The 25,809-nt window shown below is 67.3% G+C and carries 21 protein-coding genes, 1 tRNA gene, 4 pseudogenes and 1 riboswitch; of the genes and pseudogenes, 12 read left to right on the forward strand and 14 right to left on the reverse strand.

Features of this window, described 5'->3' with window-relative positions; all coding sequences use genetic code 11:
- Positions 1–255 precede the first annotated feature (255 nt).
- The 4 genes and pseudogenes from msrQ to MBELCI_RS14380 form a co-directional block, all read right to left on the reverse strand.
- Positions 256–885 (reverse strand): protein-methionine-sulfoxide reductase heme-binding subunit MsrQ, encoded by a 630-nt coding sequence (gene msrQ, locus MBELCI_RS14365; protein WP_021694980.1) that lies wholly within the window; start codon positions 883–885, stop codon positions 256–258.
- Positions 885–1,784, reverse strand: coding sequence for a protein-methionine-sulfoxide reductase catalytic subunit MsrP (gene msrP, locus MBELCI_RS14370; RefSeq protein ID WP_021694981.1), 900 nt, complete (start codon positions 1,782–1,784; stop codon positions 885–887). Before msrP ends, msrQ begins: the two co-directional genes overlap by 1 nt.
- Positions 1,785–1,935: 151 nt before the next feature.
- Positions 1,936–4,550, reverse strand: a pseudogene (clpB, locus tag MBELCI_RS14375) (ATP-dependent chaperone ClpB).
- A gap of 173 nt (positions 4,551–4,723) precedes the next feature.
- Complete coding sequence (locus MBELCI_RS14380) at positions 4,724–5,086, reverse strand: hypothetical protein (protein ID WP_021694983.1); 363 nt, start codon at positions 5,084–5,086, stop codon at positions 4,724–4,726.
- Between the two features lie 144 nt (positions 5,087–5,230).
- Between MBELCI_RS14380 and pyrF the strand changes: the two genes are divergently transcribed.
- A complete protein-coding gene (pyrF, locus tag MBELCI_RS14385; RefSeq protein ID WP_021694984.1) occupies positions 5,231–5,962 on the forward strand; it encodes an orotidine-5'-phosphate decarboxylase in 732 nt (243 codons plus the stop codon).
- Positions 5,963–6,067: 105 nt separating this feature from the next.
- Positions 6,068–6,280 carry a hypothetical protein gene (locus MBELCI_RS14390; protein ID WP_021694985.1) on the forward strand — a complete coding sequence of 71 codons (213 nt, stop codon included), beginning with the start codon at positions 6,068–6,070 and terminating at the stop codon, positions 6,278–6,280.
- A 70-nt stretch (positions 6,281–6,350) separates the two neighbouring features.
- Here the strand turns inward: MBELCI_RS14390 and MBELCI_RS14395 are convergent, their stop codons facing one another.
- Positions 6,351–7,592, reverse strand: coding sequence for a D-amino acid dehydrogenase (locus MBELCI_RS14395; protein ID WP_021694986.1), 1,242 nt, complete (start codon positions 7,590–7,592; stop codon positions 6,351–6,353).
- A gap of 118 nt (positions 7,593–7,710) precedes the next feature.
- A riboswitch (glycine riboswitch) is annotated at positions 7,711–7,802 on the reverse strand.
- 190 nt (positions 7,803–7,992) lie between these two features.
- Here MBELCI_RS14395 and MBELCI_RS14400 point away from each other — a divergent pair.
- A complete protein-coding gene (locus MBELCI_RS14400) occupies positions 7,993–8,757 on the forward strand; it encodes an HpcH/HpaI aldolase family protein (RefSeq protein ID WP_021694987.1) in 765 nt (254 codons plus the stop codon).
- Here MBELCI_RS14400 and MBELCI_RS14405 read toward each other — a convergent pair.
- Entirely contained in the window at positions 8,754–9,191 is a 438-nt protein-coding gene (locus MBELCI_RS14405) for an NUDIX domain-containing protein (RefSeq protein ID WP_021694988.1), read from the reverse strand. The genes MBELCI_RS14400 and MBELCI_RS14405 overlap by 4 nt on opposite strands.
- Here MBELCI_RS14405 and MBELCI_RS14410 point away from each other — a divergent pair.
- Positions 9,190–10,443 (forward strand): DNA polymerase IV, encoded by a 1,254-nt coding sequence (locus MBELCI_RS14410; protein ID WP_021694989.1) that lies wholly within the window; start codon positions 9,190–9,192, stop codon positions 10,441–10,443. The genes MBELCI_RS14405 and MBELCI_RS14410 overlap by 2 nt on opposite strands.
- Here MBELCI_RS14410 and MBELCI_RS14415 read toward each other — a convergent pair.
- The 4 genes from MBELCI_RS14415 to MBELCI_RS14425 form a co-directional block, all read right to left on the reverse strand.
- The gene (locus MBELCI_RS14415; protein ID WP_021694990.1) at positions 10,440–11,318 is read right to left on the reverse strand and encodes a lytic transglycosylase domain-containing protein; all 879 of its coding nucleotides are present in this window, start codon (positions 11,316–11,318) and stop codon (positions 10,440–10,442) included. The two genes, MBELCI_RS14410 and MBELCI_RS14415, sit on opposite strands and share 4 nt — an antisense overlap.
- 50 nt (positions 11,319–11,368) lie before the next feature.
- Positions 11,369–12,607: an SLC13 family permease gene (locus tag MBELCI_RS14420; protein ID WP_369385470.1), complete on the reverse strand. Its 1,239-nt coding sequence runs from the start codon at positions 12,605–12,607 to the stop codon at positions 11,369–11,371.
- Complete coding sequence (locus tag MBELCI_RS22705) at positions 12,592–13,161, reverse strand: SLC13 family permease (protein WP_369385471.1); 570 nt, start codon at positions 13,159–13,161, stop codon at positions 12,592–12,594. The genes MBELCI_RS14420 and MBELCI_RS22705 overlap by 16 nt, the downstream gene beginning before the upstream one ends.
- Before the next feature lie 82 nt (positions 13,162–13,243).
- A complete protein-coding gene (locus MBELCI_RS14425; RefSeq protein ID WP_045320225.1) occupies positions 13,244–14,101 on the reverse strand; it encodes an N-formylglutamate amidohydrolase in 858 nt (285 codons plus the stop codon).
- 153 nt (positions 14,102–14,254) lie between these two features.
- On the opposite strand from MBELCI_RS14425, the gene MBELCI_RS14430 reads away from it, so the two are divergent.
- Both MBELCI_RS14430 and ykgO read left to right on the forward strand, forming a co-directional pair.
- Positions 14,255–14,329: transfer RNA gene (locus MBELCI_RS14430), tRNA-Val, on the forward strand.
- Between the two features lie 81 nt (positions 14,330–14,410).
- Positions 14,411–14,530 (forward strand): annotated as a pseudogene (gene ykgO, locus MBELCI_RS14435) (type B 50S ribosomal protein L36); the annotation flags it as partial.
- Positions 14,531–14,691: 161 nt separating this feature from the next.
- On the opposite strand, the gene MBELCI_RS14440 reads toward ykgO, so the two are convergent.
- From MBELCI_RS14440 to MBELCI_RS14450, 3 genes and pseudogenes are all read right to left on the reverse strand, one after another.
- Positions 14,692–16,356: a peptidoglycan-binding domain-containing protein gene (locus MBELCI_RS14440; RefSeq protein WP_021694994.1), complete on the reverse strand. Its 1,665-nt coding sequence runs from the start codon at positions 16,354–16,356 to the stop codon at positions 14,692–14,694.
- A 177-nt stretch (positions 16,357–16,533) separates the two neighbouring features.
- A pseudogene (locus MBELCI_RS22710) lies at positions 16,534–17,381 on the reverse strand (DUF481 domain-containing protein).
- A 279-nt stretch (positions 17,382–17,660) separates the two neighbouring features.
- Positions 17,661–18,398, reverse strand: a complete 738-nt coding sequence (locus MBELCI_RS14450; RefSeq protein ID WP_021694997.1) for an SDR family NAD(P)-dependent oxidoreductase — start codon at positions 18,396–18,398, stop codon at positions 17,661–17,663.
- Between the two features lie 229 nt (positions 18,399–18,627).
- On the opposite strand from MBELCI_RS14450, the gene MBELCI_RS14455 reads away from it, so the two are divergent.
- The 6 genes and pseudogenes from MBELCI_RS14455 (at position 18,628) to MBELCI_RS14480 (ending at position 23,986) form a co-directional block, all read left to right on the forward strand.
- Complete coding sequence (locus tag MBELCI_RS14455; protein ID WP_021694998.1) at positions 18,628–19,626, forward strand: glutathione S-transferase family protein; 999 nt, start codon at positions 18,628–18,630, stop codon at positions 19,624–19,626.
- Between the two features lie 70 nt (positions 19,627–19,696).
- Positions 19,697–20,080: a DUF1636 family protein gene (locus MBELCI_RS14460; RefSeq protein ID WP_021694999.1), complete on the forward strand. Its 384-nt coding sequence runs from the start codon at positions 19,697–19,699 to the stop codon at positions 20,078–20,080.
- Positions 20,077–21,011: pseudogene (gene cobD, locus MBELCI_RS14465) on the forward strand (threonine-phosphate decarboxylase CobD). Before MBELCI_RS14460 ends, cobD begins: the two are co-directional and overlap by 4 nt.
- Positions 21,008–21,913, forward strand: a complete 906-nt coding sequence (cbiB, locus tag MBELCI_RS14470) for an adenosylcobinamide-phosphate synthase CbiB (protein ID WP_021695001.1) — start codon at positions 21,008–21,010, stop codon at positions 21,911–21,913. Before cobD ends, cbiB begins: the two are co-directional and overlap by 4 nt.
- Positions 21,914–21,977: 64 nt before the next feature.
- Positions 21,978–23,180, forward strand: coding sequence for a lytic murein transglycosylase (locus MBELCI_RS14475; protein ID WP_021695002.1), 1,203 nt, complete (start codon positions 21,978–21,980; stop codon positions 23,178–23,180).
- A gap of 68 nt (positions 23,181–23,248) precedes the next feature.
- Positions 23,249–23,986, forward strand: a complete 738-nt coding sequence (locus tag MBELCI_RS14480) for a glutaredoxin family protein (RefSeq protein WP_021695003.1) — start codon at positions 23,249–23,251, stop codon at positions 23,984–23,986.
- A gap of 342 nt (positions 23,987–24,328) precedes the next feature.
- On the opposite strand, the gene MBELCI_RS14485 is transcribed toward MBELCI_RS14480, so the two are convergent.
- On the reverse strand, positions 24,329–25,809 hold a 1,481-nt coding region (locus MBELCI_RS14485; protein ID WP_045320224.1), incomplete at its 5' end, for a chromosome segregation protein SMC.

Here is a 25,809-nt window from a genome sequence, read left to right on the forward strand (position 1 = left end):
AAAAACGACAGCGCCCTAACTCGCGGCGCCCCGCCTCGTCCCCTTCGGAATTTCCCACCGACGCTGCATCTCTGCGCCGCCGGTAAGGGGCTATCTAGGGAAAGGTTCCGACGCCCGCAAGCGGTTTTTTCGACTTTTTCATCTCATCGTCACAAATGGCAGAATATTATGCGATGGCAGGGTCTTGGGGACGTCATCATATCCGGGGGTGCCTTCGCCCGGCAATATCCTGAACACCCCTGTTCGATCGACCTATCAGGTCCCGACGACGTCGCGCCGCTTGAATGTCTTCCAGCGAATCCGGATTGCCAGAAGCCCGAGGATCAGACCGAGATAGACCAGTGGTTCGATCTGAAACCCCTTGGAAAGCCAGATAAAGTGCACGGCGCCCAGAATCGCGATGCCATAGACGAGTTGGTGAAGGCGACGCCAGTTGCGGCCCAGCTTCCGGATCGAAAGGTTGTTCGAGGTCAGCGCCAGCGGGATCAGCCCGACGAAGGCGATCATGCCTACGGTGACATAGGGCCGCTTGAGGATGTCGGCCCAGACCCGGCCAAAGCTCTGGACGTCGAGCAGGGCCCAGACCGAGAAATGAGCCAGTACGAAAAAGAAGGTCAGAAGACCGATCGCACGGCGAAACTTCAGCAGGCTGACGCGGGTGTATTTCAGTAGCGGCGTCACCGCGAGGCCCGCCACCAGAAGCTTGAGCGCCGTATCACCGTATTCGCGCTCGAGCGCGTTGATCGGCTCAACGCCCAACCGTCCCGTCAGCGCCTGCCAGAAGAGGAAGGCTGCCCAAAGCGCCCCAAGCACATAGAGCGACCATGTGGGCACGCGGCGCAGCACGCCATTGATCTTCTGAGCGGTGGTGAGCGGCCGCGCCATCAGAACTGCGCCTTGAGATCCATGCCATTATAGAGCGCCGCAACCTCATCATACCCGTTATACATCAACGTGTCCTGACGCGCCGAGAACAGGCCGCCGCCGATGCGCCGCTCGGAGGATTGGCTCCAGCGGGGATGGTCCACAGTGGGGTTCACATTGGCATAAAAGCCGTATTCCGAGGGCGCGAGGCGGTTCCAGGTGGTCGGCGGCTCATCCTCGACGAGGGAGATGCGGGTGATCGACTTGATCGATTTGAAGCCGTATTTCCACGGCACCACGAGGCGAATCGGCGCGCCGTTCTGGTTCGGCATCGGCTTGTCATAGAGGCCGGTCGCCAGAATCGTCAACGGATGCATCGCCTCGTCGAGACGCAACCCCTCCACATAGGGGAAATCGAGCACACCGCGGCGTACGCCAGGCATGTTGTCGGGCTGCACGGCGGTCTCGAAGGCGACGTAGCGCGCGCTGGACTGCACCCCCGCCCGGTCGAGGATGTCCTTCAGCTCGATCCCCTGCCACGGCACGACCATCGACCACGCCTCAACGCAGCGCAGGCGGTAGATCCGCTCCTCGACCGTAAGGCCGGCGAGAAGCTCCGAGAGCGGGAAAGTCCCCGGATTGTCAACGAGGCCATCGACAGTGACCGTCCAATCGGAGGTGTCGAGCGCAGCGGCGTTCTTGGCTGGATCGGTCTTGCCGGTGCCGAACTCGTAGTAATTGTTGTAGGAGGTGATCTCCTCGAAGCTGTTCGGCTCCAGCGCCGCTTGGGCGCCCGCTCCCCCCGCGAGGCCCGACAGGCCCAGCGCCCCGGCCCCGGCCATGATCTGGCGGCGGTTCAGGAACATACCGCGCGGTGTCGCGTCGGCGCGGGTCAGGTCGTTCATCCAGCGATGGGCCATTCGGGGTCTCCTCTGCGTCTTCGAATTATCTAGGCACGTTACCCGAGAGCGCCATGTTGCAGGCGTCACGATGCGTTGACGCCGTGTAATGTACAAAGACCCCGGCGGATCGCTCCGCCGGGGCCGCCGCGCCAATAAGGCGCAATCTGTGTCAGTGCAGCACCGCACCCTCGGGCTTGGGCCGGGCCGTACCGGAGACCCGGTCACCGACGATCAGCCCGTCGGCCCCGGCACTTACCTGCACCGACTGGCGTCCCGGATATCCCCCGCGAGGATCATCTCCGCGAGCTGGTCCTGCAGCGCCCGCTGGATCACCCGCTTCAGGGGCCGTGCGCCGAAGACCGGGTCATAGCCCTCCTCGGCCAGCCACGCCTTGGCCGAATCGTCGAGGGTCAGGGTGATGTTGCGCCCCGCCAGCCGCTTTTCGAGACGGCTCAGCTGGATCTCGACGATGCCCGACATGTCCTCTCGGCCCAGCCGGTCGAAGATGATCGTCTCGTCCAGACGGTTCAGGAATTCGGGCCGAAAATGCGCCCGCACCGCATCCATCACGTCGCGCTTGGCGCGCCCCGCATCGGCCCCATCCGGCAGCTGGCTCAGCGCCTGCGCCCCAAGGTTTGAGGTCAGCACGATCAGCGTCTGCTTGAAGTCCACGCGCCGACCTTGGCCATCGGTCAGCACGCCGTCGTCGAGCACCTGCAGCAGGACGTTGAAGACATCGGGATGTGCCTTCTCGACCTCATCGAACAGGATCACCTGATACGGCCTGCGCCGCACGGCCTCGGTCAGCACGCCGCCCTCGTCATAGCCGACATAGCCCGGAGGCGCGCCGATAAGACGGGCGACCGCGTGCTTCTCCATGAATTCAGACATGTCGATGCGCACCATCGCCTGATCATCGTCGAAGAGGTATTCGGCCACGGCCTTGGTCAGCTCGGTCTTGCCCACGCCGGTCGGCCCGAGGAACAGGAACGAGCCAAGCGGTCGATTCTCGTCGTTGAGCCCGGCGCGCGCGCGGCGCACGGCGTTGGCTACCGCCCGCACGGCGGTCTGCTGGCCGATGACGCGACGACCCAGCTCCTCTTCCATGCGCAGAAGCTTCTCGCGCTCGCCTTCAAGCATCTTCGAGGTCGGAATGCCGGTCCAGCGCTCCACGACTTCGGCGATCTGCTCCGGTCGCACCGCCTCCTCGACCATCAGCGGGTCGTCAGAGGTTTCGGCATGGCTCAGCTCACGCTCTAGCTGCGGGATCACGCCGTAGCTGAGCTCGCCTGCCTTCGCGAGATTACCCTCGCGCTTGGCGATATCGAGCTCGGCGCGGGCGCGGTCGAGACGCTCCTTCAATGTGCGCGAGCCTTCGAGGCGGTCCCGCTCGGCCTGCCACTTGGCAGTCATCGCGTCAGCCTTTTCGGTGAGGGCACCGAGCTCTTCCTCGATCTTTGCCAAGCGCTCCTTGGAGGCCTCGTCATCCTCGCGGCGCAGCGCCTCGGCCTCGATCTGCATCTGCAAGATCGAGCGGTCGAGCGCGTCGAGCTCCTCGGGCTTGCTGTCGACCTCCATGCGCAGACGGCTCGCGGCCTCGTCCACGAGGTCGATCGCCTTGTCGGGCAGGAAGCGGTCGGTGATGTAGCGGTGCGACAGCTGCGCCGCCGCGACGAGCGCCGAGTCCGAGATCCGCACCCCGTGGTGCAGCTCGTATTTCTCGCGGATGCCGCGCAGGATCGAGATCGTGTCCTCCGGCGTCGGCTCCTCGACCATCAGAGGCTGGAACCGACGGGCAAGAGCTGCGTCTTTCTCGACGTATTTGCCATACTCATCGAGGGTGGTGGCGCCAATGCAGTGCAGTTCGCCGCGCGCCAACGCGGGCTTGATCAGGTTGGCCGCATCCATCGCGCCGTCGGATTTGCCCGCGCCCACGAGGGTGTGCATCTCGTCGATGAACAGGATGACCTCGCCCGCCGCGGCCTCGATCTCCTTCAAGACCGCCTTCAGCCGCTCCTCGAACTCGCCGCGATACTTCGCCCCCGCAATCAGCGCGCCCATGTCGAGCGACATCAGCCGCTTGTTGCGCAGGGATTCGGGCACGTCGCCGTCGATGATGCGCAGCGCGAGGCCCTCGGCGATCGCGGTCTTGCCGACGCCCGGCTCGCCGATCAGCACCGGGTTGTTCTTGGTGCGGCGCGACAGCACCTGCATGGCGCGGCGGATCTCCTCGTCGCGACCGATGATCGGATCGATCTTGCCCTGCTCGGCGGCCTCGGTCAGGTCGCGCGCGTATTTCTTGAGCGCCTCATAGCCTTCCTCGGCATTGGCGCTGTCGGCGGTACGCCCCTTGCGCACGGCATTGATCGCCGCGTTGAGCGATTGGGCCGAGACCTTTCCGGCGTCGAGTGCCTCCTTTGCCTTGGACTTCACCATGGCCAGCGCCATGAGAATGCGCTCGGCGGGCACAAAGCTGTCCCCGGCCTTCTTGGCGATCTGCTCGGCCTCGTCCAGCACCTTGCCGGTGGATTGGTCGAGATAGGTCTGGCCCGCGTCGCCCGACACCCTGGGCAGCTTGGACACGGCGGCATCGACCGCCTCGCGCACGCGGGCCGCGTCGCCGCCCGCATTGGTGATGAGGTTGGTGGCAAGGCCCTGATCGTCATCCATGAGCGCCTTCAGCAGGTGCTCGGGCGCGAGGCGCTGGTGGCTTTCGCGCATCGCGATGGTCTGCGCAGCCTGAACGAAGCCGCGCGAACGCTCAGTGAACTTGTCGAGGTTCATCTGTCTCTCCTTGATCAAAGCGCCCGGTGAAAGAACGCCCGCTCTGGCGGCGCGCTCCGGTTCGGGCCTCTGCTCGGAAAATGGGAGGCGAGAGGGCGTTGCGCAAGTATCACAGTCGCAAAAAGGGCCACCGGAACGCGCCCGATGGCCCTGTTGTCAATGACTTGCGTCGATCACTCGGAGGGGGGCACGGGGTCGAGGCCACCATCGTCATCGACGTTGTCATCCTCGGGTTCGCCGAGGCTGTCGCTGTCGCTGTCGGCCACGCTCGGGCGCACCATGTCGTCGGGGGTCTGCGGCTCGGCCGCGTCGGTCTGGGCGTCGTCGATGATCGCGTCGTCGGGCTCCGCATCGCCGGTCTCGCCCGTCGTGTCGGGCGACTGGCTCGGCACCTCGAGCGGCGCGGTGTCGAACTCTTCGGCCTCTTCTGCGCGGAACCAGCCGCCGACCACGAGGAAGATGACGAGAAGGATGAATCCCATCGGGATCATCGCGTAGAGCAGCGCGCGGCGCGAGCTGCGGGGTTTGTCGGCCATGTCGGTCTCCTTGGCTGAGGCGCGAGGCCCCTTTCACAGGCGCAACGCCGCCCCCGCCCGCGCGTTCCCATACCCCCGCGCTTGACGCGGCCGTGCGCCGCGCGCCAAAAGCGCGCGACCCCCCAAAGCCCCGGAGAGCCCGCCATGACCGTCCCGATCCCCGCCGATGACCGCCTGATCGTTGCCATTGACCGTCCCGACGCGATCTCGGGGCTCAAGCTCGCCGAAACGCTCGGTGACGCGGTGTCGTTCTACAAGATCGGGCTGGGGATGCTCACGGGGGGCGGCCTCGCGCTGGCGCGCGAACTCAAGGACGAACATGGCAAGCGCATCTTTCTGGACATGAAGCTGTTCGACATCGGGGCCACGGTCGAGGCGGCGGTGCGCGGGCTGGCACAGTTCGACCTCGATTTTCTGACCGTCCATGGCGATCCGCACGTGGTGCGCGCCGCGCGCGAGGGCGCGGGCGGTAAGGAGATGAAGATCCTCGCCGTGACGATCCTGACCTCGCTCGATCGCGACGATCTCGACGAAGGGATGATGCGCGCGGGCGACGTCACCCAGATGGTAGTGGAGCGCGCCGGCCGCGCGCTCGAGGCCGGGGCGGACGGGGTGATCGCCAGCCCGCAGGAGGCGACGCTGATCCGGGCGCTGCCGCAGGCGGCGGGCAAGCTCATCGTCACGCCGGGCGTGCGCCCCGTAGGGGCGGCGCTCGGCGATCAGAAGCGGGTAATGACGCCCGCGCAAGCGATCGCGGCAGGGGCCGATCACGTCGTGGTCGGTCGGCCGGTGTGGCAGGCCGAAGACCCCCGCGCCGCCGCCGAGGCCATCACCAGGGAAATGATGTCGCCGCAGGCCTGCACACCGAACGCCTAATGGGATCACAGGATCGAGATCAAAGAGTCTTCGTCGCCACAGGGAACCGAAATCGCGTATTGGCGGTTGACGAACCAGAAAAAGCGAGCAGCGGAGACACTTCGAATGCAGACCATCAGACTCGGCGACGTGCGCTACAACGCCCAGATCGGTGCCTTCGAGGCGCGCGTGGACGTGGACCGCAACGGCACCACCTACCGCTACCCCTGCCAAGTGGCCGGTCCGATCGACATGGATGCGGGCCATGTGCGCGCCAGCCTGACCCGCCATGCGATGCGCATGTCCGACAGCGGCGCCTCGCTGTGGTCGCATCTCTGAGATTTTCGCTCGTCCTCGATACGAAAAGGCCCGCCAACAGGCGGGCCTTTCTTGTGACAAGCAGGCCTGATCAGGCCGCTTGTACTGTCATGTTGCGAAAGTCGCGCACCAATTGGCCTTCGCCAATTGTCTCGCCCAACGCCTCGGCGGTCGCGGCCGAAAGCGTCCAGCCCAGATGCCCGTGCCCGGTGTTGTAGAACACGCCGGGACGGCGGCCCGCGCCCACTTTTGCCATCATGTTCGGCATCATCGGCCGCAGGCCGGCCCATGGCACGCAATGCTCGGTCGATACGCCCGGAAACAGCCGCTCGACCCAATCGACCAGCGGCTTCACGCGATCCGAACGGATGTCACGGTTGTAGCCGTTGAACTCGGCCGTCCCTGCCACGCGGAACCGGTCCTCGCCCAGCCGCGAGGTGACGATCTTGGCCTTGTCATCAAGGAGCGAAACATGAGGCGCGGCGGCGCGGCTCACTGCGTCGCGCAGGTTCACGGTGATGGAGTAGCCCTTCACGGGGTAGATGTTCACCCGGTCGCCGAGCTTCGCCGCAATCGCGCGCGAGCCGACGCCGGCGCAGACCACCACGCCGTCGAAACGCGCGGGCTCCCCGACCCTCACGGTAACACCGTCATCATGCGCCGCGACATCGGTGATCTCCGCCCCCATCCGGAACCGCACACCCTGCCCCGCCAGCCAATCGGCGAGCCCGGTGGTGAACTTGTGGATGTCGCCGGTGGAATCGCTTGTCGTGACGAAGCCGCCAGTGAGGGGCCCGGTCAGCTGAGGTACCCGGGCCCGTACCTCCTCGGGGCTCAGTTCGTCGCGCCGCAGCCCGCCCTGCGCCAAGAGCTTGTTGACCCGCCGCCCATCCGCGAGGTCCCTCTCGGTCTGGTAGAAATGTACGATCGAGGCGGGCGAGAAGTCGAAGTCGATCCCCGCCGTCTCGGCCATCTCGCGCATCCCGGCTCGCGCTGCGATGGCGAGTTTCGTGGTGGCGACGGTGTTGGCCTCGTAATTGCGGATCTGCCCGAGAAACTCGGCCATCCAGCTCAACTTGTGCCACGACGGCTTGGGGTTCACCGACAGGGGCGCGTCGGGCTTCAGCAGCCACTTCGTGCCCTTGAGCACGGTGGCCCAGCGGTTCCAGACCTCGGCGTTCGAGGCCGAAAGCTGGCCGCCATTGGCAAAGCTCGTCTCCATCGCGGCATAGCGCTGCCGATCGAAGACGGTGACCTCGTGGCCCCGTTTCCACAATGAATAGGCGGTGGTGACGCCGGTGATCCCGGCGCCCAAGACGGCGTAATGCGGCATTTGGCCTGCTCCAGCGCGCCCCTTCCGTCCCTGGTGCCTGAGAGCTTCGTCGTCCCCGCATCATGCGGATCGCGACTTTCCCCTTCGGCGGGCCTTTCAGCCTCTCTCCGGATGTCATGCGGCCCGACCGGTCCTTTTGCCTGAGAGATCGCGGGGCGCGCGACTGCTCCTTCGGCGGCAGACCGTCCTGCTCTCTCCCGGCAGAACCGTTTCCTATAGGAAACATACGCCAAGCGAGATCGTTCCGCCAGAGCATGTCTTGCAGGATCCGCACCGGTCGTTCGAAACGCGTGACATTTCCGCCGCCGCGCTTGCAACCGCCCGGAATCGCGCCGATCCTTTGATAGGGACCGGCCTTTCGACGTCGGCGGGGGCCCGCGCAGCGCGCATAGGAGACGCCATGGAGAACCCGAAGAACCAGTTCAAGGCAGCCCTGCGCGAAGGGCGCCAGCAGATCGGTCTGTGGAACATGATCACCGGCCCGCTGGTGCCCGAGGCGCTGTCGGGGCTGGGCTATGACTGGGTGGTGATCGACACCGAGCATTCGCCCACTGACGTCTCCGACGTGCTACCGGCACTGCAGGCCATGGCGGCCGAGCCCGGCACCTCGGCTGTGGTGCGGCCCGCCTGGAACGACCCGGTCCTGATCAAGCGGCTCTTGGATTTCGGCGCGCAGACGCTGCTCATTCCTTACGTGCAATCGGCCGAGGAGGCGCGCGCTGCCGTTGCCGCCACCCGCTACCCGCCCGTTGGCATGCGTGGCGTGGCCGGGCTGCACCGGGCGACGCGCTATGGCCGGATCGGCGATTACATGGCCCGCGCGCATGAGGAGACCTGCGTGCTGGTGCAGGTCGAGACCCGCGCCGCGCTTGATCGGCTCGAGGAAATCGCGGGGGTGGAGGGGGTCGACGGCGTGTTCATCGGCCCCGCCGATCTCGCCGCCAGCCTCGGCCGTCCGGGGCGGCAGGACCATCCGGAGGTCGTCGAGGCGATCATGGGCGCGATCGACCGGCTCGGCGCCTTGGGCGTGCCAGCGGGCATCCTGACGCTCGACGGTGATTTTGCGCAGGCCTGCATGGCGCGTGGCACCCGCTTCACCGCCGTCGGCATCGACGCTTCTCTCATGCTGTCGGGCGCGCGCGATCTTCTGGCGCGGTTCCGCTAGAGCGACTGCCAGAGCCTGAGCCGCGCCTGCAGGGCTGGCACCGCGTCGGGCGCGGCCAGAAAGGTCTCGGGCGTCATCAGCGCCCAGCCTTGCCCCTCATCGCCGAGAACGATCTCGGCCTCTGCCGTCGCCGCCATGCGCAGCAAGTAGAACCAGACGAGGCCGGGGCGGATGACGCCGTCGAAGCTCCGCTGCCACAGCATCTCGGCCCGGCCCATCTCCAGCCCCACCTCCTCGCGCATCTCGCGGGCCAGCGTCGCCTCGGGACTCTCCCCGCTCTCGCGCCCCCCGCCCGGGAAATCCAGCGCGCCGGGAAAGGCGATGTCAGGCCGGTCGTCGCGCCGGATCACGAGCAGGCGATCGCCCACAAACAACGCCGCTTTCGCACCGTCGAAGCTTTCGCCGCCCCATGCCCGGCTATATGATGTCGCCATGCCGTCCCTTTGCCGCGCCTGTCTCCATGCCTTCGAGGCGGGCAAACGCTGCCCCGCCTGCCGCAACCCGCGCGTCACATCCCATTCCGAACTGTTCACGCTGTCCATCGCGCACATGGACTGCGACGCCTTCTTCGCCAGCGTCGAGAAGCGCGACAACCCCGATCTGATCGACAAGCCGGTGATCGTCGGCGGCGGCCGGCGCGGCGTCGTCTCGACCGCCTGCTACCTCGCGCGTATCCGCGGCGTGAAATCGGCGATGCCGATGTTTCAGGCGCTAAAGCTTTGCCCCGACGCGGTGGTGGTAAAGCCGCGATTCGAAGCCTATTCCGAGGCCTCCCGCGCGATCCGTGCGATGATGGAGGAGATGACCCCCGCGATCGAGCCGCTGTCGCTCGACGAGGCGTTTCTCGACCTCACCGGGACCGAACGACTGCACGGCGCGCCGCCTGCTGTGATGCTGGCGCAGCTCACACGCCGGATGCAGGACGAGCTGGGCCTCACCGGTTCCATCGGACTGTCGCACAACAAGTTTCTCGCCAAGATGGCCAGCGATTTCGACAAGCCGCGCGGCTTTTCGGTGATCGGCAAGGCGGAAACCGTCGATCTTCTGCGCCCCAAGCCGATCGGCCTGATCTGGGGCGTCGGGCCGCAGGCGCAGGCCAGCCTCGACGCCGTTGGCATCCGCACCTTCGAGGACGTGCTGCGCTGGGAGCTTTCCGATCTCGTGCGGCGCTTCGGGGGCTTGGGCGAGCGGATCTATCACCTCGCGCGGGGTGAGGATCGCAGACGGGTCACGGCACATGAGCCGGTCAAGGGCATCTCCAACGAGACCACCTTCGAAATCGACACCCGCGACCCCGAGATCCTCGACGGCCATATCTGGCGTATGGCCGAGAAGGTGTCGTCGCGCGCCAAGGCCCGCGATCTCGTGGGCCGCGTTGTGACGCTCAAGCTCAAGCGGGCCGATCACACGCTGCTGACCCGCCGGGTCAGCCTGCGCGCGCCGACACAGATCGCCGATACGCTCTACCGCACCGCGCGCGGGTTGTTCGACGGGCGCGGCGAAAGCGGTGCCTATAGGCTCCTGGGTGTCGGGTTGTCAGAGCTGTCACCGGCGGCAACCGCGCCCTCCGAGGCGGACCTGCTCGATCCAGGCCGCGCCGCACGGGAGCGGGCCGAGAGGGCGGCGGACGCGATCCGCGCGCGATTCGGCGCGGAGGCGATCCTCAAGGGCCGCGCGCTGCGCTAGTTCTTCAGCACCATGCAGGGTGCGCCCGCCGCGCGCAGCCTCGAACAGAGCGCATTGGCCTCGGCCCGGCTTTCGCGGCCGATCTGGGCGACGTGACGCCGCGCCGGCTGACCCGGAAGCCGCGACCGGGTGAAGGCCACCTGCTCGGAGCCGATCACCCCGCCTGCCTGCCGTCGAATCTGCGCCAGCCGTTTCTCCACTGCGCCGCGTCCCGGCGCCGAAGCGAGGATCACGCCCCATGGCAGGATCGGCACCGTGACCCGGAACTGTGCGATGCTGCGCCCCTTGGCCTGCTCTAGGCAGGCCTCTTGGAATGGCCGGCCCGAGGCCAAGGTCAGGTCGATCTTCTCGGGCGGGCTGTCGCGCCAGTCGCGCGCGGCAAAGCCGGTGATCGCCTGCACGTAGGCCTCCGTTTCGCCGGGCAGCCAATCATTGCCGGCAAGGAACTTCTCGGCCCGGGCTTCGCCCGCATTGTAGGCGACGGCGGCAAGACCGAGGCTGCCAAAACGTTCGGCCAGTTCCGCGAGATAGGCGGCTGAGGCGGCAAGAGCCTGAACCGGGTCGAACGGGTCGGCCAAACCACGCAGCTTGGCGGTACCGGGCATGAACTGCGCGATGCCGAGCGCGCCCGCCGGGCTTACCGCGCCCGCGTCGAACAAGCTCTCGCGCCACAGCAACCGCGCGAAGAATCCGACGTCGAGCGCGTTGCGGTCCGCAAAGGTCTCGATGGCGGCGCAGACATCGGGGATATAGCTGTCGAGCGCGATGCAAGGGCCGCCCCCCGGCAGGCAGCGCCGCTCGGACGCCTCTTGGGCGCTGATGGGCGGGGCGAAGAGCGCGAGGGCAAGCGACAGGGCAACGAGAATACGGGTCATGCGATCCAATGTCGGTCAAAGCGCGCTGAGAGGGAAATCAACTTCATGCCTCAACCCGGTGTCAGCGGAAACACCAGCGGAATCACCAGCACGGCCGCCAGCCCGACGATCAGGTTCATAGGCAGGCCAATCTTGAGGAAGTCCGAGAACCGGTATTCGCCCGCGCCATAGACCAGTGTGTTGGTCTGGTAGCCCACCGGCGTGGCGAAACTGGCGGAGGCCCCCATCATCACCGCGACCACCAGCGCACGCGGATCGACCCCCGTCTCCTGCCCCAGCGCCACCGCGATCGGCGCGACCACCACCGCCACGGCGTTGTTGGTGACCGTCTCGGTCAGGATCGATGTGAGCGCATAGAGCGCCGCAAGAAGCGCGATCGGCGGCAGACCTTCGAGCCACGGGGCCAGAGTATCGACGATCAGCGCCACCGTGCCGGTCTCTTCGAGGCCCACGCCGACGATCAGCATCGACAGGATCAGCACCAGGATGCCCGCATCGACCGAGCCCCATGCCTCGTCGTTGTCGATGCAACGGCACAGCAGGATCGCCGCCACCGCCCCCAATGCCAGCAGCGAGATCGGCGCCACATCAAAGGCTGCGAGACCGACCACCGCAAAGAGGGCCAGAAGCGCCAGCGGCGCGCGGCGGCGGCGATAGGCGCGCCCCGAAGGCCGGGTGACAGAGACCAGCTCGCCTCCCTGCGCGAGGCGGTCGAATCCTTCCGTCGTGCCTTCGAGCAGAAGCTTGTCGGCGGGGCGGAGCCGGGCCGAGCCGAGATCGGCCCCCGGCACATGGCCCTGCCGATGCGCACCCAGCACCCGCAGCCCGTAGCGATACCCCACCGAAAGCTGCGAGACGGTGTCGCGCGGGCTGCCATGGGTCGGCGTCACCATTGCCTCGGCGACGACGAGATCCTCCTCGCTCGCCCGGCCGCCGGTGCCGCGCCGCAGGCCGACACCCAGCCCCGCGATGTCCCGAAGTGTCAGGATCTCCGAGGTCGTGGCCATGGCGACGAACACGTCGCCCACCGAAACGACATGCTCGTCGAGATTCGAGCGCCGCAACCGCGCGCCTTCGCGCCGCGCCGTGATGCGGATGCCCGGTCGGCTCAGATCGGCCACCTCTGCCAAGGGCTTGCCGAGACCGGGATGGCCCTCGAGCAAACGGATTTCGGTCAGGAACGTCGTCTCATTGGCACCCGCGTCGTTGCGCGCCCGCCGGTCGGGCAGAAGCCATGGCCCCAGCACCGCCAAGGCCACGCCGCCCACCGCGCCTAGGGCGAGGCCCACGGGCGCGATCTCGAAGATACCGAAGGGGGCCAGACCGCGTTCGGCGGCGACGCCGGCACCAGCAGGTTGGTGGAACTACCGATCAGGGTGAGCGTGCCGCCCAGCACCGCCGCATAGGACAAAGGGATCAACAGTCGCGTCTCGGCGATGCCGAGCGATCGGGCGAGGCGAATCATCACCGGGATCAGGATCAGCACCACGGGCGTATTGTTGACGATGCCCGAGGCCAGAAGCGTCGCTGTCAGGAACACCGCCACGGCGACCTTGGGCCGTGTCTCAGCCCGCGCAATGACCAGTGCGGCGAGCGCGTCGAGAAGCCCGGTGCGCACCAGCGCGCCGGAAATCACGAACATCGCCGCGATGGTGATCGGCGCGGGGTTCGAGAACACCCCGAGCACCTGCTCGGACGGCGTCAGCCCCAGCGCCACGAACAGCGCCGCCGCACCGGCGGCGGTGACGTCGGGAGGAAACCGTTCCAAGAGGAAGGCCACGAACAACAGGCCGAGCAGCACAAGGGCCACGACCGGCTGAAGCTCCACGGGTATGAGGGGCAAGACCGATCCTCCGGGGTTGATGGTCGGCCCCGGACGGGCCGCATCCGTTCAACCAGCGCGGCGGGCCGCCGGTTCCGCGCTTCTACTCTGCCGCGACCCGCTCGGCCTCGGAGCGCCCGATCGCCGCAATCTGCGCGATCACGCGGTCGAGCCGCGTGCGGAACGCGTCGAAACCCGCATGGGGCACAACCAGCGCCTCGTCCATGTAGAGCGAGCGATCGATCTCGATCTGGATCGCGTGCTGGCGCCGCGAGGGGCGGCCATAGGCCTGCGTCACATAGGCCCCGGCGAAAGGCGTGTTGCGGGCCACCCGCAGACCGGCCGAGACAAAGGCCGCCTCGATGCGCGCCATGACCCGGGGTGCCGCCGCCGCGCCGAAACGATCGCCGAGCACCACATGCGGACGCCGCCCGCCGGGGCCGCCCGCCAGTTCGATCGCCTCATGCGGCATCGAGTGGCAATCGATCAGGATCGATTCGCCGAACTCGACATGGCTCTCGGTCAAAAGGTCCTGCAGCGCCGCGTGATAGGGCGTCCAGCAGCTGTCGATCCGTTCATGTGCCTCATCGAGTTCGATCTTGCCTGAATAAATCGCCCGCCCCCCCGCGACGACACGCGGAATCACCCCCAGCCCGCTGGCCACGCGCGGGTTGTGGGGCCGTCGCGCCACGCCTTCGATCAATGCGGGGTCGAACTCGTCCGAGGCCCGGTTGAGATCGACCCAGGCGCGCGGCGCGCGTGCTGCCAGAAGCGGTGCGCCGTGCAAAGGTGCCGTTTCGAAGAGCCTGTCGACGAAGGCGTCTTCCGAAGATCGGATCTGCCGGGCGTCGAGTTCGCTGCGCAGCAACAGCGACGCGGGATAGTCGCGCCCCGAATGCGGCGAAGCGAAGACGACGCAGCTGGTGCGCACCGCCGGTCTGATCAGGTCGAAGGCGGCCATGCGCGCGAACTCCACAAGAGGGCTCCGACAGAATAGATAGCCCGGAAACTTCTCATGCCAAAACCCCTTGAACCCCCCAGCCGTTCCCCGTATAGCACCGCTCACCCGGCGCCGAACGGTGGCTCTCAAGAGACACGGAACGGCGGCAGGCAAGGGCGGTTAGCTCAGCGGTAGAGCACTTCGTTGACATCGAAGGGGTCACAAGTTCGAACCTTGTACCGCCCACCACGGATTTCACCGGCCCCCTTTTCGGGGGCCGAATTTTGCAACCACGGCGCAATCGCCGCGCCGCGACAAGGAGAGCACCCCATGAAGGTCGCCAACTCGCTTCGTTCGCTCAAGCAGCGCCACCGCGATTGCCGCGTCGTGCGCCGCAAGGGCCGCGTCTACGTCATCAACAAGACGCAGCGCCGCTTCAAGGCCCGTCAGGCTGAAGCTGGCCACCTGCCCGTTTCGGGCAGACCAAGGATCGAGGGTCGTCTCCGCAAGGAGGCGGCCCTTTTTCTTCGTGCCAAGGCCGCTTTGCGCCGATGCCGGGGGCCATGGAGCCCCGCCCGGAGCTATGCGATTCGGGCGGAGTGAATCTTTGCTTATTGGTCGACGATTCCCTGAACGGAATCGGCCAGGAGCCGCACCACCGTCGCCTCGTCGAGATAGCCCGACGCCTCGATCTCGCGGTTGCTCTGATAGCGGCGAATCGCGCGGCGCGTGGCTTGGTCGAAGGTGCCGTCGACCTCGCCCGGCTCCAGCCCCTGCGCATCGAGCCGCTGCTCCACCAGCCGCGCCGTCAGCGCGTTGAGGCCCAGATCCCGCTCGAGCTGCTCCGCCGCGGCCCGCGCATCGCTCTGCGCCACCTCCTCGCTCAGGGCCGCGACCTTCGCTTCGGCCTCGGCCTTGAAACTGCCCTCGGGAAAGGCGCTCTGGTAGTCGCGATAGGCCTCGATGGTATCGGCCTCGCGCGCCCGGTCCCACGCGGCGCTGTCCTCGGCCTGCGCGGCGCGGCGCTTTTCCTCCTCGATCAGCGTCAGCCGGTCGGCGGCGGTCTCGGCGAAGACCCCGTCGGGATAGCGGTCGAGATAGGCCCTGAGCCCCGGCTCGTCGCCGCGCGCGCCGGTCTCGTCCCAGAACGAGCGATCCTGCCGCGCCGCCTCTTGCCGCTGCCGTTCGGCCTGAGCCTCCAGTTCGGCGTTGCGGCGCGCGGCCTGCGCGTCGATGCGGCCGATCTGCTCGGGGGTGAGATAGGAGGTCTGTGCGAAGCCGTTCTGTTGCTGCCAGTTGGTGATCGCCTGCCGCGTGCCGGGGCCGAAGATGCCATCGATGCCCCGGGTATTGAACTCCAGCAGGCTCAGGCTGCGCTGCAGGTCGCGGCGCTGATCGCGCGACAGGCCGATCGCTTCCTCGGCAAGCCGCGCGTCGCGGTTCGGCTCGGCGATGATCGCGGCGATGGCGGCCTCGGCGGCCTCGGCCTGCGCGCCTTGTGGATAGCGCGAGAGATAGTCGCGATAGGCCTCGATGCTGCCCAGCGCCACCGTCCCCTGCCACAGCGCCTCTTCGGCGGCCGGGTCGGCGCGTGGAGCCGTCGCGGCGGCAGGGGTGTCGGGCCGCGCCGGCATGAAGATCCGCGCACGCGGCTGATAGCCCTGCGCCTGAAGCCCCTCCGCGTCGGCGATCGCGCGGGACAGATCGGCGCGCGGTTCGGCCAGCGGGCCGGTCATGAACTGCGCCACCGCGCGCGGACTGCCGGTGAGGACGGTGACGCCTTGTGGGATCTCGAGCGCGCCCAGCCCCTCGCCGACCCAAGGGTCGTAGCGGTTCGAGCCGCCATCCTCGACACCCAGCAGCAGCAACGCGCGGCCCGGCGCCTCGGCGAGAGCCCGCAGCACCCCTTCCACCGGCAGTGCCGCCGCCCCCGGCGTCAGAAGCCCCGGACCATCGGCCTCGGCGGTCAGGAACCAGCTGCGTGCCCCGTCGGTGGCGAATCGCCCCGAAAGCGCCACCACGAGCCGATTGCCCTCGGGCACCTGTTCGAGCCAGTTGCGCGCGGTCTGAGCGGTGCTGTCGGCGCGGCCATTGGGTAGCGCGAAGACCGAAAAGCCCAGATCCCGCAGCGGCTCGGCCGCGCCGAGAATCTCGGTGCCGCGCGACAGCCGGCCCAATGTTTCGTAGCGTTCCGTGCCCAAGAGCAGGGCCGCGTCCTGCGCCATGGCCGCACCGGCCCACAACAATATGGCGGCGCTTGTCAGCAGATGGCGCATGGGAGTCCTCCGTGATGCCTCTGCACCAGACTGACCCGGTCCGGCGGCAGCTTCAAACAACATCTTCGCGCATCGTCGGCTTCCGGGAACGTATGGCCCCAAGGTGGGCCTCAAAAACGGAAAAAGGGAGACGGGTTTCCCCGCCTCCCTTTCCGGAATGCAACCGATCGAGGGAGATCAGTTGAAGGAGTAGACGATCGACACGCCGAGGGTGTTGTCGGTGTCGTCGAAGCCGGGCTCCGGATCGGTGCGGTACTCGGTGTACAGGTTGGTGCGCATCGCCAGAGCGTCGCTCATCGAGACGGTCACGCCGAAATCGTTGGTGACGTAGGTGTCACGGTCCGAAGCGATGACGTCGGTGTCGTTGGTGATGAACAGGTCCGGCGAGATCCGGTTGTAGTAGTTCGACGACACGGAGAGAGCGGCCTCGTCGATTTCCTCGCCATCAGCGGTCTCGAGGTAGCGGTAGCCCGGGCCAGCCTGGATCGACCACTGCACGTCGGGGGTGTTGAACACGCGGTAGCCCACGCCGGCGCGATGAAGGCATCGGTTTCGAAGCTGTCGTCCTCGTCATAGGCCACGACGGCGGTGCCGAAGCCGTAGAACGTGTCCGAGAAGTCGCGGGTGTAGTCGTAGCCGGCGAGCAGACGGTTCAGGTCGTCCGCGTCGTCCTCGGCGTCGAAGTAGCTGTAGCTCAGCTTGACTTCGTGGCCGTTGACGCCGTCGAAGAAGCCGAAGCGAGCGCCGAGGCCGATGGTCGAGGTGTCGGTGTTGCCGCTGGTGGCGGTGCCGCGGGCCGAGATCGAGCCGGTGAAGCCGAGTTCACGACCTTCGTTGCCGAAGGTGGGGGTGTCGACTTCGAAATCGTCCTCGATGTCCTCGTCCAGATCCTCGAGGTTGTCGTCGAGCTGGTTTTCGTTGCTGAAGACCGGGCTGTTCACGTCGTCGAAGCTCTGCGCCATGGCGGTGGTGCCGACGAGGCCGAGGATGGTCGATGCCATCAGCAGTTTGTAGGTGGCGTTCATTTCAGTGTCCTTTTCGATTCCAGAGTCCGACCACAGGCCGGGTCCGTTACGGGTTCCATGGTCGTTGAACGCGCCTCTCGCAAATCTGGTCCCGACGTTCAACCGATGCTCGGCGGCCGGGTCATTTTTGCAACAGGGCCGCACATCGCCCCTCTCTCACAGGGCATATGAAGTCCGACGATGAATCGTCAAACGAAATTGCCGCAGCGTCAGGGAGCCGCCTGATTTGCGCCACATTCACGTGCCAAATCTGCAACACCCCCTTTGATGCGCCCCAAGTCATTTCCGTGCAAACAACCTGAAATACGCCCAATCCGGCAGGAACTGCGCCGCTCGCAGCGGCAGCGACGCGCCATAGGGGAAATTGATCTTGAAACGATCGGAACTCATATGCTCGAACATCTCGCGCGCGGCGCGGGCGGGCTCCATGACGAAGGACGTATCGCCGTCTCCTCTTTCGCGCAGACGGGTCCGGATCGCACCGGGATTCACAAGCTGGACCTCGACCCCGGTGTCGCGCAGATCGTGGCGCAGTGATTCCGCAAGATGCATCACGGCGGCCTTGGAGGCGCCATGGCCGATCGAGCCGGGCAAACCCCGGAACCCGGTCAGCGCCCCGGTCAGAACGACATGGCCGTGGCCCCGCTCTAGCATGCCGGGAAGCGCCGCGCCGATCACCCGGCTCGCTCCGAGGTAATTGACCTGTGCCATCTCCTCGATCCGGTTCTGATCCCAGTCATGCGCCCGCATCGGCCAGCGCGTGCCAGCGAGATACACCACCCCGTCCATCTCGCCCACGGTCCCGGCCGCCTCGGCCACCGCCTGCGGGTCGGTGACATCGAACGGCAGCGCCGTGGCGCGACCGGGTAGCGCCGCGGCCAGCGTCTCCAACCGCTCGCGCGAGCGCGCGCTCACCACCAGATCCGCGCCCACCTTGCTCAGGCAAAAGGCCAATTCGCGCCCCAGACCCTCGCTCGCGCCGATCAGCCAATACCGTTTGCCCTGCCAGTCCCTCATGCCCCGCTCCTCTCGCCTCGTATCCTGCATCTGCCGCCCTTCCCTAGGGAAAGGCCTTGGCCCACACATAGCGGCGTGTCGAACGCCCGCCAGTGATCGGAGCGGTGGACGCGGCGCGCTTCGGGCATCTTGCGCCATGCCGCACAGGAGCTGTTCGGCGCATCGGCCTCACATCCGCGCCTCCGCGCCCTAGATCCATGCCCAAGCGCAGCAATCACGGGATCTGAAAATGGGTCAGCTTCAGAACGGCGAATGGCACGACGTCTGGTACGACACCAAGTCGACGGGCGGAAAATTCGAGCGGACGACGACAACCTTCCGCAACTGGGTTACCACGGACGGTCGGCCCGGCCCCTCCGGCGAAGGCGGCTTTCCGGCCGAGAGCGGGCGCTATCACCTCTATGTCTCCTATGCCTGCCCTTGGGCGCACCGCACCCTGATCTTCCGGGCCCTGAAGGGCCTCGAAGATCATATCGGCGTCAGCGTCGTGCATCCCGAAATGCTGACGGAGGGCTGGGAATTCCGCACGGATTTCAAAGGAGCGACCGGCGACGGCCTGTTCGGCCTGCCGTTCCTGCGCGACATCTACACCAAGGCCGACCCGAACATCTCGGGCCGCGTCACCGTGCCGGTGCTTTGGGACACCGAACGCGGCACCATCGTCTCGAACGAGAGCGCCGAGATCATCCGCATGTTGAACGGGGCCTTCGGCGGCCTGACCGGCAACCATGACGACTACTGGCCCGAAGCGATGCGCGACGGGATCGATGAGGTCAACGAGCGGGTCTATCACACGGTGAACAACGGCGTGTACAAGGCCGGTTTCGCCACCTCGCAAAGCGCCTATGACGAAGCGGTGGTTGCGCTGTTCGACAGCCTCGACTGGCTCGAAGATCGCCTCGCGGACAAGCGCTACCTGATGGGCGACCGGATCACCGAGGCCGACTGGCGGCTTTTCACCACGCTGATCCGCTTCGACGCGGTCTATCACGGGCATTTCAAATGCAACCGCCGCAAGCTCGTCGAGTATCCGAATCTTTGGGGATACACGCGCGAACTCTATCAGGTGCCGGGCGTGGCCGGGAGCGTGCATTTCGATCACATCACGCATCACTACCACTACAGCCACGAGAAGATTAACCCGCATCGCATCGTGCCGATCGGGCCGGATCTTGATCTCGACGCGCCGCATGGCCGCGACCATCTGGAGGCGCGCGACGTCGCCTAGGGCCTCGCGCTGCCTTCATCCCGCCCCGTCCCGCTTGTGGACGGGGCGGTTTTGGGTTTGAACCCTCGCCATGAGCACACAAAGCCCCCCCACTTGGATCACCATCTGCGACACCTGCAAGCGCGAGGGCTGGGACGACGCCTCCGGCGCGACCGATGGTGAGCGCCTCGCCGCCCTCGTCGAGGAAGCGGCCCGAGGCCGTCCGGTGCGCACGCGCCGCGTCTCGTGCCTGATGGGCTGCCAGCAGGGCTGCAATGTCGCGGTGCAGGCGGCGGGCAAGCTGAACTACACTCTGGGCCGGTTCGAGGTTTCCGAAGAGGCCGCGCAGGGCATCGTCGACTGGGCGGTGCTGCATGGCGAGAGCGCCAGCGGTCAGGTGCCCTATCGGACGTGGCCGCAGGCGGTGAAGGGGCATTTCGTGACCCGTCACCCGCCCCTGCCCGACGCCGAATGAGCGGCGCGCGCGATCACGGCGGCGGGCTCGACGCCGCCATCGCACGGCACGGCGGCGCGCGCGATGGCTGGCTCGACCTGTCGACCGGCATCAATCCCGTTCCCTACCCCGTCGGCGCGCTGCCCTTCGACGCATGGACCGCGCTACCGGACCGGGCCGCGCAGGACCGTCTCATCGCCGCGGCGCGCCGGTTCTGGCGGGTGCCAGAGGGTGCCGCGATCCTCGCCGCCCCTGGCGCCTCGGCCCTGATCGCGCGGCTTCCCCGCCTTGCCCCGACCGGCGCGGTGCGCATCCCCGGCCCCACCTACAACGAACACGAAGCCGCCTTTCTTGCCGCCGGTTGGAAGGTCTCGACCCGTTCCTCCAAGGCGCAGGTCGCGGTGCACCCAAACAACCCGGATGGCCGCATGTGGCAGGCCTCCGAGATCACCGCCGGCTTCGCGGTGATCGACGAAAGCTTCTGCGACACCCGCCCCGATGCCTCGCTCGTGGCGCTGGCGGGCCGCCCCGGCACGGTGGTCCTCAAGAGCTTCGGCAAGTTCTGGGGCCTCGCCGGGCTGCGCCTCGGCTTCGCAATCGCCGAGCCCGCCCTGATCGAGGCGCTGACCGAGAGCCTCGGGCCGTGGCCCGTCTCGGGCCCGGCGCTGGCCATCGGCGCGCGGGCGCTCGAAGATCAGGCTGGGCCCGGACCACACGCGAGCGGCTGCGGACCGATGCCGCCCGGCTCGATACGATGTTGACCGCCCGGGGGGCGCGTGTCGCGGGCGGCACCGACCTTTTTCGCCTCTACGAGGTCGATGACGCGGCTGCATGGCAGGAGCGGCTGGCACAGGGCGGTGTCTGGAGCCGGATCTTTCCATGGTCCGCCACGCATCTGCGGCTCGGCCTGCCCGCCCCGGATCGCTGGGGGCAGCTCAAGGCCGCGCTGTGAGCCTGTGGCTGCTGATCGCCATGGCGCTCGACGCGGTGTTCGGCGAACCCGATGAGATCTGGGGCCGCATGCCGCATCCGGCGGTGCTTATGGGCCGGGTGGTCGGCTGGTTCGACCGAAGCCTCAACACTGGCGGCCCGGCGCGCGGCCGTGGCATCCTGGCCTGCGCGGTGCTGGTGTTCGGCGCCTATTCGTTGGGCGAGGCGCTGGCCGCCCTGCCCGGCCCCTTTGCCGAAATCCTCTTGGCGGCGATCCTGCTCGCCCAGCGCAGCCTCGTCGATCACGTCCGCGCGGTGGCCGCGGGCCTGCGGCACTCGCTCGCGGAAGGCCGCCGCGCCGTGTCGATGATCGTCGGGCGCGACACGGCGGCGATGGACGAGGCGGCGGTGGCCCGCGCCGCGATCGAGAGCGCCGCCGAGAACCTCTCCGACGGCGTCACCGCTCCCGCGTTCTGGTTCCTGATCGCCGGACTGCCAGGACTGCTGATCTACAAGATCGTCAACACCGCTGATTCGATGATCGGCTACCGCACACCGCGCTACGAGGGCTTCGGCTGGGCCTCGGCCCGCCTCGACGACGTGATGAACTGGATCCCCGCGCGCCTGACCGCGCTGCTGATCTGGCTCGTCTCCGGGCGCCCCGGCCCATGGCGCGAGATCGCGGCCGAGGCGCGGCTGCACCGCTCGCCCAACGCCGGCTGGCCCGAGGCGGCGATGGCCCGCGCGCTGGGCGTGGCCCTGTCGGGCCCGCGCGCCTATCACGGACGGATGCAGGAATACCCTTGGGTGAACCCCCAAGGCTTTCGTGAGATCGGTGCAGCTGCGGTCGAGGCGGCCTGTGCGATGCTGTGGAAGGCTTGGGCGGCGGGTCTTTGCGTGGTGATCGTGCTGGCGTGGACGTGAGTTGCCCCCCGAGGACGCGGCTGGCACGCTCCACCGCGACCCTCAACTGACAGGACATTCGCCCATGCGCCTCAAGGCCCGTCTCGCAGCACCGCTGATCCTCGCCGCCCTTCCCGCTTTCGCGCAAGCTCAGGACGCAACCGGTCCCAAGTCGCCCTGCGGCGGCGATTTCGGGGCTTGGGTCGAGGGGGTGAAGGCCGAGGCCGCCGCGATGGGCCATGCGTCCGACACGGTGAACGCCTTCTTCTCGGGTGTGCGCCCCGATCAGGCCGTGCTGCAGGCCGACCGCGCGCAGGGCGTGTTCCAGCGCGATTTCGTCGATTTCTCGCGTCGGCTGATCTCCGAGAACCGGATCGCCAATGGCCGCGCCAATGCCGGGAAATACGGCGCCACCTTCGACCGGATCGAGGCGGAATACGGGGTGCCGCGCGGCGTGCTTCTGGCCTTCTGGGCCTTCGAGACCGATTACGGCGCGGTGCAGGGTGACTTCAATACCGTCAACGCGCTGGCCACGCTGGCGCATGACTGCCGCCGCCCCGAGCTGTTCCGCCCGCAGCTTCTCGCCGCGGTCGAGCTTTATGCGCAGGGCGGCATCAATCCCGCTTCGACCACCGGCGCGTGGGCCGGCGAGATCGGCCAGGTGCAGATGCTACCGCGCGACATCATCGAGAACGGCATGGATGGCGACGGCGATGGCCGGGTCGATCTCAAGGGCTCGGCCCGCGACGCGCTGCTGTCGGGCGGCAAGATGCTGTCGCATCTGGGCTGGCGCGCGAACGAGCCTTGGCTTCAGGAGATCACCGTGCCCGAGAGCATGGACTGGAGCCAGACCGGCCTCGACACCGAAAAGACCGTCTCCGAATGGCAGGCGCTCGGCGTCGCGGGGCGCAATGGCAACCTCGGCCCCGCCGGTCTGCCCGCCTCGGTGCTGTTGCCGATGGGCAAGGACGGCCCCGCCTTTCTCGCCTACCCGAATTTCCGGGTCTATTTCGAATGGAACCAGAGCCTCGTCTACGTCACCACTGCTGCCTATTTCGCCAATCGTCTCAATGGTGCGCCGGTCTATGATGCGGGCAACGCGGCCTCCGGCCTCTCGGGCGAACAGATGGTGCGGCTTCAGGAAAAACTGCAGGCGCGCGGTCATGACGCCGGCGGTGCCGACGGCATCTTGGGCGAGATGACCCGGCAGGCGGTGCAGGCCGAACAACAGCGGCTGGGCCTGCCCGCCGATGCCTGGCCGACCCCCGCCCTGCTCGAGGCGCTGTGACGTAGCGGGAACCTTCCTGCGCAGGAAGGGCGTTGCGGGGGCAAGCCCGTCAGAAAGGAACCCCCGCCATGGCCAAAGCGCAGCTCTACCGCATGTCGATGCCCAAACATCTCTGCCCTTTCGGGCAGAAGTCGCTGCATCTATTGAAAGCCAAGGGCTACGAGGTCGAGGATCACGAGTTGACCACGCGCGAGGCGACCGACGCCTTCATGCGTGAGCACGACGTGAAGACGACCCCGCAGACCTTCATCGATGGTAAGCGGATCGGCGGCTATGACGATCTGCGCGCGCATTTCGACATGAAGCCCGCCAAGCCCGAGGGCACGACCTACGAGCCGGTGATCGCGATCTTCGGCATGGGGCTGGCACTTGCCATCGCGGTGACATGGGTGGCGCTGGGCACCTTCCTCGCGTGGCAGACCATTGGCTGGTTCATCTCGATCTCGATGTGCCTTCTGGCGCTGCAGAAGCTGCGCGACGTGGAAGGTTTCACCAACGGGTTTCTCAACTACGACCTGCTGGCGCAGAAATGGGTGCCCTATGCCTATGTCTACCCATGGGCCGAAGCGATCGCGGGCGTGCTGATGACGGCGCTGCTGCTGACATGGATCTCGGCCCCCTTGGCGCTGTTCATCGGCACGGTGGGCGCGGTGTCGGTCATCAAGGCGGTCTGGATCGACAAGCGCGAGCTGAAATGCGCCTGTGTCGGCGGCGACAGCAACGTGCCCTTGGGGTTCATTTCGCTTACCGAGAACGTGATGATGGCTGGGATGGGGCTATGGATGCTGGTTGGGCTGCTGCTCTGAGCCTTTACAATCCGGCAACCGATGCACATTATATCGGTCATACGGTAGCGATCGGTCGATGATGTTTCATCCCTGATCTGGCCCCCGCAGAGTTGCCGCTCTGCGGGGGTTTCTCTTTGCCGGGGATTACCTCCCGACCCAGAGACGGACAGCGGTCAGCACCAGCGTTGCCACTGCGACGACCACCATCCACTTACGGTAGCTGGCTTCGGTCAATGCATATCACCTCCCCTCGCCGCGAAGTGTCGCGGCAGGAGGAAGTCATGCCAAAATCGGGACAAGTTCTCAAGTGTTCTTGTTATGTTCTGCAATCACGAGTTGCTTCGCCCCCTAAGCAACCGGTCAGGCGACCATCTGCTCGGCCTTGCGAAGATCGACCGAGACGAGCTGGCTCACCCCCTGTTCGCCCATGGTGACCCCATAAAGACGGTCCATCCGCGCCATCGTCACAGCGTGGTGGGTGATGATCAGGAACCGCGTATCGGTGCGACGGGCCATTTCATCCAGAAGGTCGCAGAACCGCGTCACGTTGGCGTCATCGAGCGGCGCATCGACCTCGTCGAGTACGCAGATCGGCGCCGGGTTGGCAAGGAACACCGCGAAGATCAGCGCCAACGCGGTGAGCGTCTGCTCGCCGCCCGACAGCAGCGACAGCACCGAAAGCTTCTTGCCCGGCGGCTGGCACAGGATCTCGAGCCCGGCTTCGAGAGGGTCGTCGCTCTCGACCAAGGTGAGCCGCGCTTCGCCGCCGCCGAAAAGATGCGTGAAGAGCGTGCCGAAGTTCTCGTTGACCTGTGAAAAAGCGGCGAGCAGCCGCTCGCGCCCCTCGCGGTTGAGGCTGCCGATGCCGGTGCGCAGGGTACGGATCGCCTCTTCGAGGTCGGCCTTCTCGGCGACCAGCCCGTCATGCTCGGTGCGGATCGCCTCGGCATCCTCCTCGGCGCGCAGATTGACCGAGCCCAGCGCGTCCCGCTGGCGGCGCAGCTGCGCGACCTTGGCCTCGACCTCCTCGGTGGGCGGCGGCGCCAGCGCGCCGATCTCCAGCGTTTCGAACAATGCCTCGGGCGTGGTCTCCAGCGTTTCCTCAATCCGCTCGGCCGCCTGTGTCGCGGCGGCGCGGGCGGCCTCGGCGCGCGCCTCGGAGGCGGCACGACGCTCGCGCGCCTCGGAGGCGGCGCGCTCGGCGGCGCGTTCGGCCGCCTGCGCATCGGTCAGCGCACCCTCGGCCACGCGCAGCGCCTCGGCGGCGGCGTCGCGTCGCGCCTCGGCCTGCGCGATGCCCGCATCCAGCGTGCGCCGCTCAGCAAAGATCGCCTCGGGCCGCTCGCGGGCGCGCTCCAGCTCGGCCTCGGTCTCGGTACGGCGGGCGGTCAGCTCGCCGACCCGGCCCCGCGCGGTCTCGGCGCGCTGGCGCCAGCCTTCGAGCTCGCGCGTCACGGTCTCGGCGCGGCGTGCCCGGGTCTCGCCGTTGCGGCGGATCTCGTCGGCCTCGGAGCGGCGGGTGATCATGGTGATCCGCGCCGCCTCGACCAGCTGGCGGCCCTGTTCCACGGCCTCGCGCGCCGCGTCGAGATCATCGAGATCGCGCAGCCCGGCCTCGGCCTCGACCAGCGCCTCGCGCCCGGCGCGGCTCTCGGCCCCGTGCCGGCCCATCGCCTCGCTCGCGGCGTCACGGCGGGTCAGGGCCCGGCCCTTTTCGCCCTCGGCGCGGCTGAGCGCGCGCGCGGCCTCGGACAGCGCCGTCTCGGCGGCGCGGCGGGCGGTGCGGGCGCGGGCATCGATCTCCTTGGCGCGCTCCAGCGCCGCCGCGGCATCGGCATGGC

The sequence above is a fragment of the Limimaricola cinnabarinus LL-001 genome, from assembly GCF_000466965.1.
GTDB lineage: Bacteria > Pseudomonadota > Alphaproteobacteria > Rhodobacterales > Rhodobacteraceae > Limimaricola > Limimaricola cinnabarinus.